A 16,241-nucleotide genomic window follows, 5' to 3' on the forward strand; every position below is an offset into this window, starting at 1 on the left:
TTAACTGACGGTGGGCTCTTCGAACAGCTGGAACTCGATCTCGCCCTGCTCCACCAACTCGCGGACCAGTTGCATGACCTCTTCCCTTGCCTGCTCGACCTTGCGCAAAGAGACACTGCCCTGGTTCTGGATCTGATCGTCCAGCGCCTGAGCCATCCGCTTCGGCATGGCACCCAACACCACCTTGCGGAAGCTGGTTTCGGTGTTCTTGAGAGCCAATGCCAGCAATTCGCTGGGCAGCTCCTGCACCAACCGCTGCAAGGTGTCGTCGCTCTGACGGCGCAACGCCATGAAATCGAACATGTTCTTCTCGATCTCCAGCGCCATGTCACCGTCGTGTTCGCGCAACAGGGAGAGCATCTGCTCCTTGTCCCCCTGATAACGGTTGAGAATATCGGCTACCTGCCGAACCCCATTTACCTTGGCACCGGATTGATCTGCCACGTAGGTGAGGCAACGATCCAGTGTCAGCCTGAGCTCGCCCAGCACATGTTCACTGACACTGCTGAGACTGGCGACGCGCACCAGCAAATCGTCATGCACCGAGCCAGGCAAGGCATCGAGCACGGCTGATGCGGTCTGGGGCGGCAGGAAGGCCAGCAGCACGGCCTGCATCTGGGGATGTTCGTTGCGGAAGAAACGGGCCAACACATCGGCAGGCACCCACTGCAGACGCTGGATATCCTGGCTCATCACATCGCCGTACAGACTGTCGAGCAGACTACGGGAGAGTCGTTGCCCCAGAGCAAGATCGAGCGTCTGTTCCAGATACTCCCTTGAAGCACTGCCAATTCCGCTCTGCTCACGGTAGTGATTGAAGAACTGCTGCAACGTCCACTTTGCCTCCATCGAACTGACGCCAGAGAGAGAGGCCATCTTGGAAATCAAACGCTGCACCTCGTCGCGGGAGAGCTTCTGCATCACCTTGGCCGCAGATTCGGTCCCCATGCTCAGCAACAAGATGGCGGCCTTCTCAAGGTTGTCGATATCGATATCGACGGCACTCTGATTCAAGTTAACGCTGTTCATTGCCACTCACCCATGCTCTGACAACCTCCGCCACCCGGGCGGTATCTTTTTCAACCAGCAACTGCAAATGCTTTAGCTGAACCTCCAGCTCGGATCCCGGTTCCGGCAACGACTCCATATCGAGTGACGAGAACTGGGGCTCCATCTTGTTGTCAGTACGGATCAGACTATTTGAAAGTGCAGACGTCAGCTGGGGATCATCGTCATCCCTGCGCATGGACAATCCGACAGTGGGCTCCAGATCTTCCTCAGTCTCACTCATTTCCATATCCGGCTGTTGCTGGGTACGAACCAGATGTTTCACCAACGGCCGAATACCGAAGAAGACCAGTGTCAGGCCAAGCAAACCACCGACCAGATAACGCAGGGAGTCTTGCCAATAAGGGGTTTCCCACCAGCTGGATTCGGGAGCAGCTACTGGTACCGCACCATTGAAATCGAAGGCCTGCAGACTAATCTGATCGCCACGCGTCTCATCGAAACCGACAGCACGCTCTACCATCTGACGGATCTGTGTCAGTTGCTCGGCACTCCAACCACCTTTCGGAGCGATCTGCTGATTGAGCAGAATGGAGACGTTAATTCGTTCCAGACGTCCCTGCTGGTAACGGGTGTGCACTATGGTGCGACTGTTTTCGTACTGCTTGCTGACTTCCTGACGCTCGGTACGAGTGTCGTTCTGTTGTGTAGCGGTATTGGTATTGGCATTGCCTTTGTCAGCACCAGCCTTTTCATCTTTTGCCGCTGTTTCAGGCGGGCGGTTGGATAACGCCCCCGGGATCCCCATCGCCAACGCATCGATGGTCTTGTCTGACTTATTGGACTCGCGAGTCACCACCCCTTGCGGATCGAGCTGCTGCTGGGTCTCTTCGACAGCGTTGAAGTTCACGTCTGCCGCAATCTGCACCTTGAAATTGGTGCTGCCCAGCATGGGATAGAGCATGTCATTGGCACGCTGACGAATGTATTGTTCCAGCTTGCGGACATACTCCATCTGTTGAACGCTCTGCTTGCCAAAACCGACCTTGTCCCCCAGCTCTGCGCTGAGCAACTGGCCGGATTGATCAACCACGGTCACGGCGCCAGGTTTCATTCCGGAGATACTGCCCGCCACCAGATTGGCAATCGCCTCGACCTGACCCGCTTCGATGGATTGGCCCGGTTGCATATCGAGCATTACCGATGCACTCGGTTTCTCCTCATCGCGTCCAACGAATAGCGTGCGCTTCGGAATAGCCAGATGAACACGGGCACTGCGCACGGCATCGAGCGCTATGATGGTGCGAGCCAGCTCCCCTTCCAGGGCATGACGATAACGCGCCCCTTCCATAAATTCGCTGGTACCCAGTCCGGTTACGTTGTCCAGCCCTTCCAGACCAGACGGCATGGCTGCACGCACCCCTCGCGCAGCAAGTGCCATCCGGACATGAGCCAGCTGATTTTCAGGAACCAGTACCTGACCGGTGCTCTTTTCCAGACGGAAAGGTACCTGCTCTTTCTCCAGCATCTCCATGATGTTGGCGGTATCGTATAGTTCCTGTTTGCCATACAGGGGTACATAGTTTTTGCTGGAGGTCCACAGGATAACGACTATGGTGCCTGCCACAATGGCAGCCAGCAGAGCAATGGTCAGGATCGATTTGTTGTCACGGGAGAGGGTACGCCAATTGCGTAATCCCTCTTGTAGCCTGATTTTGAGCGAATCAGGGGCTGCCCCCTGAGGAGACGTTACCAGTTCAGTCATCTGTTACCTCAGAGCGGCATGCGCATAATGTCATCAAAACCGGTCATCAGCTTGTTGCGAACCTGCATCAAGGCTGAAAAACTCAAGCCGGCTTTTTGACTCGCCACCATGGCGCCCACCAGATCATCGCTCTGCCCAGCATCTACGGATGCCATTAATTTTGACGCGACATTCTGCTGTTCATTGACGCGTCCGACCACATCCCGCATGGCATCGGTAAATGATGCTCCCGACAGATCATTGGATTCGATAGAAGGGGTCTGGCTTGCGACACGCTGCATCTCCTGCATCTGCTGCAGTAGCGTCACCTGTGATGACATCATCTGAATCTTCACTTTTTATCCCTCAGCTTGAATCTGCTGCTCAATATCAATGCCTTGCTCACGCATCGCCGCAAGCTTGTAGCGCAGTGCCCTGGTTGTCATGCCCAATGCATCTGCTGTGCGGGTACGATGGCCACGAAAGCGGCGCAAGGTCTCTAATACAAATTGGAACTCGGCATGCCGCCGGGTTTCACTTAACCCCTCGGGAGCATGCCACGTGTCTGATGCGACGGTTTCTTCGGGAAGAATACAATTTGGCAACATCAAATCGACGGACTGTATATGCAAACCACGCGCCATGATTAATGACCGTTGAATGACATTATCCAGCTCTCGTACATTTCCTGGCCATTCATATGACAGCAACAACTGACAGGCACGTTCACTCAGGCGATAGCCCTGTTGGGATGCATAACGCTCAATAAAGTAGTTGGCCAGCGGAATAATATCCTCAGGACGTTCACGCAATGCGGGCCAATTCATTGGCAATACATCCAGACGATAGAAAAGGTCTTCACGAAATAGCCCACATGCAACCAGTTTGCGCAGATCTTTATTGCTGGCGGCAATGATTCGAACATCAAGAGCAATCGTTTGATTGCTGCCAAGTCGCTCAACTTCTTTTTCTTGCAGCACCCGTAATAATTTAGCCTGCAGGTTCAAAGGAAGCTCTGATATTTCATCCAGCAACAGGGTCCCCCCCTGAGCCAACTCAAATTTTCCGGGCTGGGCAGAAACAGCACCGGTAAATGCACCTTTATTGTGGCCAAAAAGAATTGACTCAAGCATTGCCTCAGGAATTGCTGCACAATTAATCGCCAGAAATGGTTTTTCCGCTCTGGCAGACATTTCGTGAATATAACGGGCCAACCGTTCTTTACCGGTTCCTGACTCACCACCGATCAGAATGGTGGCAGAAGTTTTGGCTGCTCGTCGGGCCAGTTGCAAGACCTGCAGGCTCATGGGCGACACAGCGATAAGATTGGGGATCGCCTGACGAAGGCGTAGAGCACCACGGACAGCATCGAGCAATTGCTGGGGGCAGAAGGGTTTGACAATATAGTCAACAGCCCCGGCACACATAGCTTCCGCAGCAATAGTGGCCTGGTGCTCATTGACCATGATGACACAATCAAGTCCTTCGAATTCACGCAGAATACGCGGCCCAAGCTCGGTCATAGCATCCATATCGAGCAGGATCAAATTGACATTACCATCAGCAATAATGCCCTTTGATTGTTTAACAGAATTAACGCTTGATACCCTGATGCCTTCCTTGGATAGGATTTTTTCAACCTCATTTTCGGCAACTATTAGCGGCTGAATCAATAATATATGGGGCCCAGCCAAGCTATCGCCACACAACCCGATTGTTGTATTTATTGGTAATCCCGAAGACATAGACGTCCGACACCTGTGATTGTGGATAGAACAATCAATAGAGCTGAATTATCAGACACAAAGGAGAAATACAAATTCGCACTTACAAAAGTGCAATTTGTATCTAGATGGTAACGGAATTGTATCCAAACTCACCTTGGTAACCCCGCTGTCATTAGCTTTCCTGCTGTTAGACCGGAGGCTTTGCGTCCTGACTTTTCAGTTCAGTTTGCCCTTACAATGTGATAACACGCCCAGCCTGATGGGCTAAGCGTGTGGCAACACAATTAATATTGTTTTTGTTATTTAACTTTCACACATTGCTGCGTCAATTTTCGCCACATCATATAGTATTCATACGGCAATTCAAGCAGGGGCGGAAAAAACACTTCCCTTCAGGATATTTATCCAACAGTAATTAACCAAGTGTACCAATTACCTCCACCCGTAGCTCTTCAGGTATCTCATTGTAGGAAAGCACTTTGAGGCCTTTTGCAAATGACCGGGCATAACGGGCCATAAGCGGTCTCAGTTGCGGCATAACAACCAATACGGGGGCATGTCCCAACTGCTGCAACTGCTCCTTCACCAACGGCATATTTTGCTGCAATTGGGCCAGCAGTTGTGGATCAACCGGAAAGCTGTCCAGCTGGATTTTGCCCTGCTGTTGTGACTGATTCATGGCAGCCAGCAAGGTCTGCTCAAGGCGATCATCCAGCGTAAAGGTGGCCAGCACATCGCGATTACCAATGGCCTGCCGTACAATCTGGCGCTTCAAGGCGCAGCGCACATCGGATGCCAGCAAGACAGGGTCTTTGGTCAGCTCGCTCGCATCCAGCAGCGTCGTGGCAACGGTTCGTATATCGGTAAGACTGACCTGCTCCTTTAGCAATTGACGAAACACTCTCAATTGCTGCATTTGGGTCAGCGCCAGATTCAGCTCTTCAGCCAACCGGGGGGACTGACTGGCGAGATATTGGCCCAGTTTGCCAACTTCATCGTGACCAAACAGTGCATCAAGTTGTTCACGCAACAACTTGCTGGCGTGAGTGGCAATCACGGTGGCCGAATCCACCACCGAGTAACCAAGATTAAGTGCCTTGGCCTTTTGCTCAGGGGAGATCCAGACCGCACTCATGCCGTAGGCCGGGTCCTGAGTCAACTCGCCATCTAAAGCGCCATAGGTCTCACCACTGCTGATGGCCATCAAGCGCTGACAATCCACATTCCCCATCGCTAACGCGACGCCGGACAGCTTGATCCGGTACTGATCCGGCTGCAGTTGCAGATTGTCGCGCACCCGGATCTCGGGGAGCAGAAAACCGTACTGCTCGGAGAGGGTTTTACGGATCCCGCGCACTCGTGCAAGCAGTTCAGCCCCTTTATCCGTTTCAGCCAATGGCACCAGACGATAACCAAGCTCGATGGCGACCGTATCGACTGGCGGCAAATCCTGCCACTCCAGTGCCTGCTGTTCAGGCTGAATCATTTGACGAGTCAGCTCTTGCGCTGCATCCAGATCCGGCACATTGACGGCTCGCTTGCTGACACTCCAGCCAGTCCAGGCCAGTACAGCTGCGAAACTGAGGAATGCGAGCATCGGCATCCCGGGCACCAGACCCAGGATCAGCATGATAGTTGCAGAGGTATAGATAACGCGAGGCGATGCCAGGATCTGCTGACCAACCTGATCAGCCATCTCCCCCTCATCACTGACCCGGGTCACGATAATGGCCGCAGCAGTCGACATCAGCAGGGACGGGATCTGGGCAACCAGACCATCACCAATGGTCAGCAGCGCATAACGCTGGAAGGCTTCGGCAACGGGTAAGGCATGCTGGAAAATACCGATGGCCAACCCACCCACCAGGTTGATGATCAGCACCAACATGCCAGCTATCGCGTCACCACGAACGAACTTGGAAGCACCATCCATTGCACCATAGAAGTCCGCTTCTCGCGCGATCTCCTCACGGCGAGCCCTGGCCTGATGCTGATCCATGGTACCGGCATTCAAGTCGGCATCGATGGCCATCTGCTTGCCGGGCATAGCATCCAGAGTGAAGCGAGCGGATACTTCCGAAATCCGCTCGCCACCCTTGGTGATCACCACAAAGTTGATGATCATCAGGATCACGAAGACCACCAGACCGACGACATAGTTGCCACCGATCACCACTTCACCGAACGCCTGAATGACCTTACCGGCCGCTTCATGCCCTTCATGACCGTGCAGCAACACCACACGGGTAGAGGCCACGTTCAGCGACAGCCGCATCAGGGTGGCAACCAGCAATACGGTTGGGAATACCGAGAAATCGAGTGGTCTGCGGGCCGAGACGGATACCAGCAACACCAGTACCGCCAACACGATGTTGAAGGTAAAGAGCGCATCCAGCAGCCAACCGGGCAGAGGCAGGATCATCATGGCCAGAATGGCCAATAACATCAGCGGAATTGCGGTATAGGATTGGGTGAATACACGCCAGTTCACAACTTACCTCTCAGGTTGACGTAACTCGGGCGGTACATATAACGGGGCAAGAGGGGTCGGTTTCCTTCCCTTGCCTGCCTCATACGCCCTTAACTGCAATACATGGTTCAATACATAGGCAACTGCCGTGTACAGCCCCGCAGGGACTTCCTGATCCACCCTGGTCGAGTGATAGATGGCTCGCGTCAACTCGGGCAAGCTCATCACCATCTTGTCATGCTGCTTGGCCACCTGACGGATCCGCTCGGCCATGCTGTCGACCCCTTTGGCAATAACGAAAGGGGCATTGGCACGAGCCGCATCATATTTTATGGCCACCGCATAATGGGTCGGGTTAACGATAATCACATCTGCCTGCGGTACCCGCTGCTCGATACGCGCGCGGGCAAGCATTCCCTGTACCTGGCGGATTTTGGCTTTGATTTCGGGACGCCCTTCGCTGTTCTTGTGCTCATCCTTGACCTCTTGTTTGGTCATCCTGAGCTGCTTGTTAAGCGACCAGCGCTGATAGGGCACATCCAGCACGGCAATCAGCATCTGTACACTCCCCAGCAGAATAAATGCCTGGGAGAGGATCCGTAGCGCCTGTTCGAGGGCCGCCTGAGGGGGCATCCGGTTCATCATCAACAAAGAAGGCCATTGATGATTTAACATCAACGCCAGCGTGCCGCCGATCAGCGTCACCTTGAGCAGTGACTTCAGCAACTCCATCAGGCTGTTCTTGGAAAACATCCGCCCCAGCCCCTTCAAAGGGTTCATCTTCTCGCCACTGGGTAGCAGCTTTTTCCAGGTCAGCGCCATACCGCCCGGCACTATGCTGAGCAACACCAGCATCAGGGCCAGAAAACCAAACAGGGGCAGCAGCACCCACAGCATGTTTATCAGCGCTTCACCCAACCAATGGATCATCATCTGCGGGTCACGGGCACCTTGCCAGTCAAAACGCTGCGGACGCTTCATCAACTCGGCAAAGAACTGGCCAAACCCCGGCACCATCCACTGCATCACCAACCCGCCAAGCAGCAACAAACCGGCAGAACTGAGCTCTTTTGAGCGGGCGATCTGCCCCTCATCTCTCGCTTTCTGGCGTTTCTGGCTGGAGGCCTCTTCGGTTTTGTCCTGTGCGCTGTTCTGACTCATGCCGGGGTCAAGCCTCGCAGCTGTTCAAGCACATGGGTAACCAAATCCAGATAACGGGAGGGCACACCACTGATGGAGAGCGCCATGGTGAGCAACCCGAGCAACAGGGTCATGGGAAAACCGAGAGAGAAGATATTGAGCGAAGGGGCGGTCCGGTTCATCACCCCGAAGGTCAGGTTAACCATCAACATGGCGACAACGGCAGGCAACGTCAGCAACAGGGCGGCACCGATAGACCAACCAAACAAGCCGATCACACCTTTCATATCGATCAGATCCAGAGATGAACCCGGCGGCCAGCTACGCAGGCTCTGCACCAGAATATCCAGTACCACCAGATGGCCATTTAGCCCCAGAAAGAGCAAGGCGCAAAACACCATCATGACCTGACTGATGATGGGGGCAGAATCCCCGTTGACCGGATCATTCATCACCGCCATCGCGAGCCCCATCTGCATGGAGAGGATCTGCCCCGCAGTGGTCATCACCATATAGAGCAACTGGACACACAGACCAAACAGCAAACCAAACAGCAGCTGCTCCACCGCTAGGACCAGCGCACCGGCACTGAAAGGATCGACAACCGGCATATCCTTCATCATGGGGGCGAGCAGCAGGCTGATGATGAACGCCAGCATCAGGCGAACTTGCGCAGGCACCCGGCTATCCCCAAAGACCGGCATCACCCAGAATGCCATGCCGATCCGGATAAACGGCCACCACCACTGTCCCAACCATGCGGTCAGGTCAGCAGCACTGAGTGACAGCAGCGAATTCATCCGATAAACCCGGGGATTTTAAGAAAAAGATCCTGAAACAAAGTGGTGATCTGCGACAACAGCCAGTTACCCGTAAAGATAAGGGTCATCAGAGTCACGATAAAACGGGGAAGAAAACTGAGCGTCTGCTCCTGGATCTGGGTGGCCGCCTGAAAAATACTGACCACCAAACCTACGATCAGGCCCGGTACAATCAGCACCGAGACCATAGTCACCACCAGATTGACCGCGCCACCAACCAGGGCAACGCTCTGCTCAGGGGTCATATCAGCCTCCCCCACCAAAGCTGGCAGCCAAGGTGCCGACGGTCATCGACCAGCCATCGACCAGCACAAACACCATCAGTTTGAAGGGTAACGAGATGATCAGCGGTGAGAGCATCATCATCCCCATCGCCATCAAGACGCTGGCGACCACCAAATCGATCACCAGAAAGGGGATAAACAGCATAAAGCCAATCTGAAATGCGGTATTCAACTCACTCAATACAAACGCGGGCAACAGCACCCCGAAAGGCACATCCTCTTTGGCGACCGTAGTTGGTTCGCCAGAAATACGCAGCATCTGCTCCAGATCCGGTTCACGGGTCTGGGCCAGCATGAATTTGCGCAGGGGCTTTTCTGCCTTGGCGATCCCCTCTGACAGGGTTATTTCATTCTGGTCATAAGGAACAAATGCATTCTGATACATGTCCGTCCAGACCGGTCGCATAATCACCACAGTCAGGATGAGGCTGATGCCGATAAGCACCCGGTTGGGAGGACTCTGCTGCAGGCCAAGTGCCTGTCTCAATATGGCCAGCACGATGATGATCCGGGTAAAACTGGTCATCATCAGTAACAAGGTCGGGAGCAGACCCAGCAGGGTCATGAAGAAGAGGATCTGCAACTTGATGTTGTAGTCCTCACCCCCTGAAGCGCCTGGTGATACCGAGAACAGGGTCATGTCCGCCCCCCAGCTGGGCAGCGAAAATAACAGCAGCGTCAGCAGCAGATAGCGCATCAGTCGTCCATGCCGCCCAGCAGGTTGGTATCGATGACATCGACCAGGCGCAGACCATATTTGCCATTCACGACGACGACTTCGCCCTTGGCAAGCAGACGGCCATTCACCCGCACATCCAGCGGTTCACCCGCCAGCTTGTCCAGTTCAATGACAGCCCCCTCCTCGACGCGCATCAAATCGCCGAGCGGCACTTCGGTACTGGCCACTTCCAGCGTCACCTTGACCGGGATCTGGCGAAAGAAGGAGAGATCCCGTTGTTTGCTGCTACTGGTGGGGGCCAAGTAGTCTGCGGCGCTAGGCATGCTGATGTCGTCACCAAACAGTTGATCCAGTCCATCCAGATCCAGCGGATCATTCATATTGTGCTCGCTCATGATTCAATTTACTCCTCTACAACCGTCGCAACCTGATAGACCAAGCTGCCTTTGTGTTCTGCGATTCGTCCACTGAAGCAGGGACGGCTGCCAATCAGTGCTGGCACCACCTCAGGCAAGTCCAGTGACAGCACATCACCCACCTGGAGACACTCAAGATCAGCCAGCGTCATGGACAATTGGCCCATCACCACCCGCAGACGTACCGGGACATGAGTCAGAGCCTGTTCCAGCTGACCTGCCGGCAATGAATGACTGACCGGAGAAATGGACTCCTCGGGGGGAAGCAACCACATCTGCCAGTGATGAGTGCAATTACCTGCCTGCAGGGTTGCCTGCGTGGTCCAGAGCTGACGGTGGGCGATGGAATCCCGTGGCACGACATGCAACTGCCACTTCAGATCCCCCAACCCCAGACAAGCACACCAGATATCAACCTGATACTGGCAAAGCCGCAATAACAGCCGCTGTTCGGTATCGGTCAGCCCTTTGCCAGACTGAACATGCTCCTCTTTTTGCTGCAAGGTGCCGCCGAAAAAGAGGACCGCAAGACGATAGATGACCAGAGGTGCGATCGAGAAATAGACGGCGCGCTGTGGTTCAAGCGGACTTCTCGCTTCGACCCAGATATCAGCGCCATCTGTCTCTGCCGGGCCGGAAAAGGCAAACTCGCCATAATTCAGTTCGCACTCCGCACTGTTGAACAGCTGGGCCATACAACTCGCAGCTTGCAGGGAAAATGTGCTCAACTGGCCATTGACCTGCTTCAAGCGGGCGTGATTAAGCCGCTCGACACCCAACAGATCATAATGAGGCAGGGTTCTGCCCCGTTCTGCGCTAAGCAGCCGGGAAGGTGTGAGCATTGCGCTGCTTGATGACATTAATAATCCACCTTAACCATTTCATCTCGCCTTACTGCCACAGGGTCGCTCATCAGGCCAGCAGTGTGATAGATACAGACAGTCCAGCCGACGTATATCGACCAAAAAGGGTGAGAACTTTATTACAAATTCCAGAAAGCCGCCATGCGGTGCATCTCGGTGTGAATAATAAAAATCCCGGTGCCGTTAGGCACCGGGATTTTAGCGTGACGGTTCACGCGGAATGAGGTCGGAGTCGGCCTGTAAGCCGGGTTCTGTACCGGGTTGCCCCGGGTAGCAATCATTCCTCTAGGCCAGCAATCGCTCGCTGGCTCAAGCAACCTACCCGCCCCCAACGCGGGCCGCGCCAATAGGGGCCTATTTGGTCTTGCTTCGGGTGGAGTTTACCGTGCCACGAACTGTTGCCAGTCGCGCGGTGCGCTCTTACCGCACCCTTTCACCCTTACCTGATCCCTTGCGGGCCATCGGCGGTCTGCTCTCTGTTGCACTGGTCGTAGGCTCACGCCCCCCAGGCGTTACCTGGCACCCTGCCCTGTGAAGCCCGGACTTTCCTCCCCTCCGCCCGTCTGTCCCGAGAGACACAACGACGAAGCAGCGATTGCCCAGCCAACTCCGAGGCGCGGATTATAGCCTTGCGATACGCACGGGGTAAACCGGCAATTCCCGTTTACAGCCATTTATCGCGCTTTGGCCATCGTTTACAGACTGAATGCTCGCCGGTTCGGGGGATTGCACAGGTCAGAAAAAAGTCTACTGACCTATTTCATCGGCTCAATAGTGCTCGAGACCGTATTTATAGAGGGCATTCTTCTTCACACCGTGGATCTCGGCGGTCAGGGCGGCCGCTTTTTTCAGTGGCAACTCGGCCACCAGCAGCCCCAGAGTGCGGATCGCCTCGGCCGGCAGATCCTCTTCCTCTTTGGAGGCGCCAGCCACGACCAGCACGATCTCGCCGCGGCAGCGGTTGTCATCTTCACCAAGCCAGGCCAGCATTTCGGAGGCTGGCAGACCGTGGATCGACTCAAAGGTCTTGGTCAGCTCGCGGCACACCACCACCTGACGCTCGCCGAGAATGCGAGCAATCGCTTCCACTGTATCCTGCACACGGCGCGGGGATTCGTAGAACACCAGCGAGCGGGTGTCTTCAATAACGGCTTGCAGGCGATCGTCACGCCCCTTGCTCTTGGCGGGCAGGAAGCCCTCAAAGGCAAAGCGATCGGTGGGCAGACCGGCCGCGCTCAGGGCGGTAATGGCGGCACAGGGACCGGGCAGCGGCACCACTTTGACCCCGGCTTCACGACAGCGGGTGACCAAGTGATAACCGGGGTCGCTAATAAGCGGGGTGCCGGCATCGGAGACCAGCGCAACACTCTTGCCCTCTTTGATCCGGCCGATCAGCACATCGGCTTTCTGCTGCTCGTTGTGATCGTGCAGGGCGAAGGTCGGCACCGAGATTTGGTAGTGGCTGAGCAGGATACCGGTATGACGGGTATCTTCGGCTGCCACCAGATCGACACTGCGTAAAATGTCCAATGCACGCTGGGTGATGTCCGCCAGATTGCCGATCGGAGTGGGGACTATATACAGGGTTGGGATGTCACTCATGGGATCTCCGAGTGCCCCGACAATTGTGTCGCCATATTGGCCCGTTTACACTATGGGGAACTTCAACACTGGTCGGGGAATGAACTTGAACCGGGTTACAAAGCAGCTAAGTGTATCACGACTCTTCGGCATCATACTCGCGGCAGTACTGCTCGCCGCCTGTGCGTCGGAGCCCAATCAACCGTCAGGGCAGTCAGGCATGCCCTCTGCGTTCTCCAATCTGACCAAGAATGCCCAGTGGTATCTTGAGCAGGTGGACCCTGCCAAGCCGGCCGAGGCCTTTACCTGGCAGATGCTGGCGGCACGCAGCTATCTGGCGCTGGGCCAGGCTAAACCGGCCTCGGCACTGTTCCAGCAATTGCAGAAGCAGGCCAAGGATCCCGTTCAGAAGGCGCAGTTGCAACTGCTGCAAGCCCATCTGTTGCTGGCGCAAGGCCACGCCAATCAGGCACTGATCCTGCTGGAAGGCAAACCCGAGGTGGTGCTGGATGTCGATACCCAGAAGGATTGGTATCGCCAGCGCGTGGTGCTGCAGCTAGACATCAACAACAAGTTTGGCGCAGCCAAGTCGTTGATTGCACTGGAGCCCTACCTCAATCAGAGCGAGCAGGCGACCAACCATCAGCAGATCTGGTCGTTGCTCAAAAGCATGACCCCCTCCACCCTGCAAGCGCTGGAAGAGGCACCTGCCCCTGATGTGACCACCGGCTGGTTGCGACTGGCGGCACTGGTCAACGAGTTTGGCGCCCAGCCGAACCTGCTGGCCCGCCAACTGGCAGGCTGGAAGCGCGACTTCCCCAACCATCCGGCCCAGAAAGATATGCCGGCAGGATTGGGCGATCTGGCTGCCACTGCCAGCACCTCGGTGCAACAGATCGCTGTGCTGCTGCCCCTCTCCGGCAATCTGGAGCCGCAGGGCGCCGCCATCCGTAACGGTATGCTGATGTCTTATAAGGAAAATCAGGGGCAATTCACCCTGAACTTCTACGACACCCAGAGCAAGTCGACCGGCGACCTTTATAAGCAGGCGATTCAGGAAGGGGCAGACATGATCATCGGCCCGCTGCTGAAAGACCGGGTCGAGGAGCTGCTCAAGGCCAATCCGACCGTGCCGGTACTGGCGCTCAACGAGCTGGACAAGCCGGTCGTCAACGACACCACCTACTACTTCTCCCTCTCTGCCGCCGCAGATGCCGCGCAGGCAGCCCAGTACCTCTACACCCAGGGCTACCGTAAACCGCTGCTGATCGCCGCCCAGGGTCGGATCGGTTACAGCAGTATCAAGGCGTTCGAGCAGAGCTGGGCCACCCTGAGCCAGGATAAGCCGGTGGTTGCCACCTTCGGTGCCCGCAACGAAGTACAGGGGATGGTCAAGAATGCCCTGAGTGGCCGCTCTACCGCCCGAGCTGGTGAAGTGGTGCAACTCTCTGATGCCGCACCGCGCAGCATCGATGCCGTTTATGTGGTGGCCAACAGCCTGGAAACGCGGATGATCAAGCCCTACGTGGATGTATCGGTCAATCCGATGGGCAGCCTGCCTATCTACACCAGCTCCCGTGGCTACGACAGCGCCGCAACCGAGGTCGCCTCCGAGCTCAACGGCATGCATATCGCCGATATGCCGCTGCTGCTGGGCGGCTACGAGAAACAGCGCGAGCAGATCGCCCTGCTCTGGCCGCAGACCCAGGGTGACCTGCTGCGTCTGTTTGCCATGGGCTACGATGCCGTCAGCCTGGCTGAGAACCTGCAGCAGATGCGCAAGGTGGGTGGCATGCAGCAGGCCGGCATGAGCGGTCAGCTGAGCGTGGATGCCCAAGGTAATATTGTGCGGATGCTGAGCTGGGGTACTTACCAGAACGGCAAACTGGTCGACGAGAACGCCGTTCAGCAGCTGGAGGAGCCCTCCAATGAAGGAACTATGGAAACGGATGCGCCAGCAGTTGCCGAGCCTGTTCCCCTCACCAACGAGCAAGGGACAGCACTTTGAACAAGTCGCTGAACGCTGGTTGCAGGCTCGGGGCCTGCAACCGGTAGCTCGCAACTACCGTTGTCGTGGCGGTGAAATAGATCTCATCATGCACCAGGGCCAGACCCTGGTGTTTGTTGAGGTGCGCTACCGGGCCACCGGCAGCCATGGCGGGGCCGCCAGCTCGGTCACCCGCAGCAAACAGCACAAGATCATGCTGGCAGCGCGCCACTATTTGAAGCAACATGCCATCAACGAGGCCAATCAGGCCTGCCGATTCGATGTGATTGCGTTCGAGGGCGACCAGCCAGCCTGGATCCAGAACGCATTTTAAGAGGACCCTATGACTGACCGCATCAAAGAGAACTACACCGAAAGCATCCAGACCAAGATAGCCGCCGCCGAGGCGCTGCCGGATGCCATCCATACTGCAGCCCAGATGATCACCATCTGCCTGCTCAATGGCCACAAGGTGCTGGCATGCGGTAACGGTCCTTCTGCCGCACTGGCGCAGCTGTTTATCTCCGAGCTGGTCAACTGCTACGAGACCCAGCGCCCCTCCCTGCCCGGCATGGCCCTGACCCCGGACATGGCAACCATCAGCGCCATCGCCACCGACCACGGTTTTGAAGAGGTCTACGCCAAGCAGATCCGCGCGCTGGGCCAGCCTGGCGACATTCTGGTGGTCATCACCACCTCCGGCCACAGCCGCAGCCTGATCAAGGCCGCCGAGGCTGCCCTCTCCCGCGACATGACCATAGTGGTGCTGAGCGGGGGTGACGGTGGCGAAATGGCAGGTCTGCTCGGCCCGAACGATGTGGAGATCCGTGTTCCCTCCGCCCGTCGCCCTCGCATTCTGGAAGTGAACCTGTTGACCCTGCACTGCCTGTGTGATCTCATCGACCAGACACTTTTCCCGCAACAGGAAGATTGAAACCATGAAAAAGCACACTATCCTGCTCGGTCTGCTGGTTAGCACCCTGCTGCTGCAAGGCTGCGCAGCCCTGGTTGTTGGCGGCGCCGCTGGGACTGCCAAGGCCTCTGGCGATCGCCGAACGCTGGGCGCGCAATGGGATGACCAGACCATCGAGTTGAAAGCGGCCAATCTGCTGGCCGACAACAAGCCGCTCAGCGCAGCCAGCAAGATCAGCGTCTACAGCAACAATGGCCGCGTCCTGCTGGTAGGCCAGACACCTTCTGACGTTTACAAGATTGAGGCGGGCAAAATTGTCAGTCGCATCGAAGGGGTTCGCCACGTCTACAACGAATTGCGCATCGGCCAACCTGCCAGTTTCACCACTCGCAGCAATGACTCCTGGATCACCTCCAAGGTGAAAGCCGACATGTTCGGCACCAAGAATTTCGACAGCACCAAGGTCAAGGTGGTCACCGAGAACGGCGAGGTGTTCCTGATTGGTCTGGTGACTCGCCAAGAGGGAGAGCAGGCAGTCAACATCGCCCGCCATGTCACCGGCGTGAAGCGCGTGATCAAGGCCTTCGAGTTCGCCCAGAACTAAGCTC

The 16,241-nt window shown here is 56.0% G+C and carries 16 protein-coding genes, 1 other RNA gene and 1 riboswitch; of the genes, 4 read left to right on the forward strand and 13 right to left on the reverse strand.

Features of this window, described 5'->3' with window-relative positions:
• The 13 genes from fliGL to rsmI all read right to left on the reverse strand — a co-directional run bounded on the left by fliGL (position 1) and on the right by rsmI (position 12,754).
• On the reverse strand, positions 1 to 1,029 hold the full coding sequence (gene fliGL, locus AB5Y92_RS14200) for a lateral flagellar motor switch protein FliGL (protein WP_005336238.1): 1,029 nt from the start codon (positions 1,027 to 1,029) through the stop codon (positions 1 to 3).
• A complete protein-coding gene (gene fliFL / locus AB5Y92_RS14205; RefSeq protein WP_368227010.1) occupies positions 1,016 to 2,764 on the reverse strand; it encodes a lateral flagellar M-ring protein FliFL in 1,749 nt (582 codons plus the stop codon). Before fliFL ends, fliGL begins: the two co-directional genes overlap by 14 nt.
• 17 nt (positions 2,765 to 2,781) lie before the next feature.
• Positions 2,782 to 3,108, reverse strand: a complete 327-nt coding sequence (gene lfiE, locus AB5Y92_RS14210) for a lateral flagellar hook-basal body complex protein LfiE (protein WP_005336241.1) — start codon at positions 3,106 to 3,108, stop codon at positions 2,782 to 2,784.
• Between the two features lie 3 nt (positions 3,109 to 3,111).
• Positions 3,112 to 4,497 carry a lateral flagellar response regulator transcription factor LafK gene (gene lafK, locus AB5Y92_RS14215; protein WP_257700064.1) on the reverse strand — a complete coding sequence of 462 codons (1,386 nt, stop codon included), beginning with the start codon at positions 4,495 to 4,497 and terminating at the stop codon, positions 3,112 to 3,114.
• Between the two features lie 135 nt (positions 4,498 to 4,632).
• A riboswitch (cyclic di-GMP riboswitch) is annotated at positions 4,633 to 4,720 on the reverse strand.
• A gap of 174 nt (positions 4,721 to 4,894) precedes the next feature.
• Positions 4,895 to 6,970 carry a lateral flagellar biosynthesis protein LfhA gene (gene lfhA, locus AB5Y92_RS14220; protein WP_064335284.1) on the reverse strand — a complete coding sequence of 692 codons (2,076 nt, stop codon included), beginning with the start codon at positions 6,968 to 6,970 and terminating at the stop codon, positions 4,895 to 4,897.
• Between the two features lie 3 nt (positions 6,971 to 6,973).
• Positions 6,974 to 8,110, reverse strand: coding sequence for a flagellar biosynthesis protein FlhB (gene flhB / locus AB5Y92_RS14225; protein ID WP_005336244.1), 1,137 nt, complete (start codon positions 8,108 to 8,110; stop codon positions 6,974 to 6,976).
• Entirely contained in the window at positions 8,107 to 8,889 is a 783-nt protein-coding gene (gene lfiR / locus AB5Y92_RS14230) for a lateral flagellar biosynthetic protein LfiR (protein WP_368227004.1), read from the reverse strand. The genes flhB and lfiR overlap by 4 nt, the downstream gene beginning before the upstream one ends.
• A complete protein-coding gene (fliQ, locus tag AB5Y92_RS14235) occupies positions 8,886 to 9,155 on the reverse strand; it encodes a flagellar biosynthesis protein FliQ (RefSeq protein WP_005336246.1) in 270 nt (89 codons plus the stop codon). Before fliQ ends, lfiR begins: the two co-directional genes overlap by 4 nt.
• Before the next feature lies 1 nt (position 9,156).
• Positions 9,157 to 9,891 (reverse strand): flagellar type III secretion system pore protein FliP, encoded by a 735-nt coding sequence (gene fliP / locus AB5Y92_RS14240; RefSeq protein WP_257700061.1) that lies wholly within the window; start codon positions 9,889 to 9,891, stop codon positions 9,157 to 9,159.
• Positions 9,891 to 10,268, reverse strand: a complete 378-nt coding sequence (gene lfiN / locus AB5Y92_RS14245; RefSeq protein ID WP_019444828.1) for a lateral flagellar motor switch protein LfiN — start codon at positions 10,266 to 10,268, stop codon at positions 9,891 to 9,893. Before lfiN ends, fliP begins: the two co-directional genes overlap by 1 nt.
• Before the next feature lie 8 nt (positions 10,269 to 10,276).
• Positions 10,277 to 11,149, reverse strand: coding sequence for a lateral flagellar motor switch protein LfiM (gene lfiM, locus AB5Y92_RS14250; protein WP_368227005.1), 873 nt, complete (start codon positions 11,147 to 11,149; stop codon positions 10,277 to 10,279).
• A 227-nt stretch (positions 11,150 to 11,376) separates the two neighbouring features.
• Positions 11,377 to 11,763: RNase P RNA component class A (gene rnpB / locus AB5Y92_RS14255), an RNA gene on the reverse strand.
• Positions 11,764 to 11,920: 157 nt separating this feature from the next.
• Complete coding sequence (rsmI, locus tag AB5Y92_RS14260; protein ID WP_236367736.1) at positions 11,921 to 12,754, reverse strand: 16S rRNA (cytidine(1402)-2'-O)-methyltransferase; 834 nt, start codon at positions 12,752 to 12,754, stop codon at positions 11,921 to 11,923.
• 199 nt (positions 12,755 to 12,953) lie between these two features.
• Between rsmI and AB5Y92_RS14265 the strand changes: the two genes are divergently transcribed.
• Genes AB5Y92_RS14265 through dolP form a run of 4 tightly spaced genes read left to right on the forward strand, consistent with a single transcriptional unit; the run spans position 12,954 to position 16,237 of the window.
• On the forward strand, positions 12,954 to 14,741 hold the full coding sequence (locus AB5Y92_RS14265) for a penicillin-binding protein activator (protein ID WP_368227006.1): 1,788 nt from the start codon (positions 12,954 to 12,956) through the stop codon (positions 14,739 to 14,741).
• Positions 14,662 to 15,054 carry a YraN family protein gene (locus AB5Y92_RS14270; protein ID WP_085941981.1) on the forward strand — a complete coding sequence of 131 codons (393 nt, stop codon included), beginning with the start codon at positions 14,662 to 14,664 and terminating at the stop codon, positions 15,052 to 15,054. Before AB5Y92_RS14265 ends, AB5Y92_RS14270 begins: the two co-directional genes overlap by 80 nt.
• Before the next feature lie 9 nt (positions 15,055 to 15,063).
• Positions 15,064 to 15,654 (forward strand): SIS domain-containing protein, encoded by a 591-nt coding sequence (locus AB5Y92_RS14275; RefSeq protein ID WP_005336275.1) that lies wholly within the window; start codon positions 15,064 to 15,066, stop codon positions 15,652 to 15,654.
• 4 nt (positions 15,655 to 15,658) lie between these two features.
• The gene (gene dolP, locus AB5Y92_RS14280; protein ID WP_005336277.1) at positions 15,659 to 16,237 is read left to right on the forward strand and encodes a division/outer membrane stress-associated lipid-binding lipoprotein; all 579 of its coding nucleotides are present in this window, start codon (positions 15,659 to 15,661) and stop codon (positions 16,235 to 16,237) included.
• The last annotated feature ends 4 nt before the right edge of the window (positions 16,238 to 16,241 follow it).

The organism is Aeromonas sp. R1-1 (assembly GCF_040908495.1).
GTDB lineage: Bacteria > Pseudomonadota > Gammaproteobacteria > Enterobacterales > Aeromonadaceae > Aeromonas > Aeromonas veronii.

Coding starts and splice junctions, on each gene's coding strand:
- fliGL (WP_005336238.1), bottom strand. CDS start 1,029: ATGAACAGCGTTAACTTGAATCAGAGTGCCGTCGATATCGATATCGAC.
- lafK (WP_257700064.1), bottom strand. CDS start 4,497: ATGTCTTCGGGATTACCAATAAATACAACAATCGGGTTGTGTGGCGAT.
- flhB (WP_005336244.1), bottom strand. CDS start 8,110: ATGAGTCAGAACAGCGCACAGGACAAAACCGAAGAGGCCTCCAGCCAG.
- lfiR (WP_368227004.1), bottom strand. CDS start 8,889: ATGAATTCGCTGCTGTCACTCAGTGCTGCTGACCTGACCGCATGGTTG.
- fliQ (WP_005336246.1), bottom strand. CDS start 9,155: ATGACCCCTGAGCAGAGCGTTGCCCTGGTTGGTGGCGCGGTCAATCTG.
- fliP (WP_257700061.1), bottom strand. CDS start 9,891: ATGCGCTATCTGCTGCTGACGCTGCTGTTATTTTCGCTGCCCAGCTGG.
- lfiN (WP_019444828.1), bottom strand. CDS start 10,268: ATGAGCGAGCACAATATGAATGATCCGCTGGATCTGGATGGACTGGAT.
- lfiM (WP_368227005.1), bottom strand. CDS start 11,149: ATGTCATCAAGCAGCGCAATGCTCACACCTTCCCGGCTGCTTAGCGCA.
- rsmI (WP_236367736.1), bottom strand. CDS start 12,754: ATGAGTGACATCCCAACCCTGTATATAGTCCCCACTCCGATCGGCAAT.
- AB5Y92_RS14265 (WP_368227006.1), top strand. CDS start 12,954: ATGCCCTCTGCGTTCTCCAATCTGACCAAGAATGCCCAGTGGTATCTT.
- AB5Y92_RS14270 (WP_085941981.1), top strand. CDS start 14,662: ATGAAGGAACTATGGAAACGGATGCGCCAGCAGTTGCCGAGCCTGTTC.
- AB5Y92_RS14275 (WP_005336275.1), top strand. CDS start 15,064: ATGACTGACCGCATCAAAGAGAACTACACCGAAAGCATCCAGACCAAG.
- dolP (WP_005336277.1), top strand. CDS start 15,659: ATGAAAAAGCACACTATCCTGCTCGGTCTGCTGGTTAGCACCCTGCTG.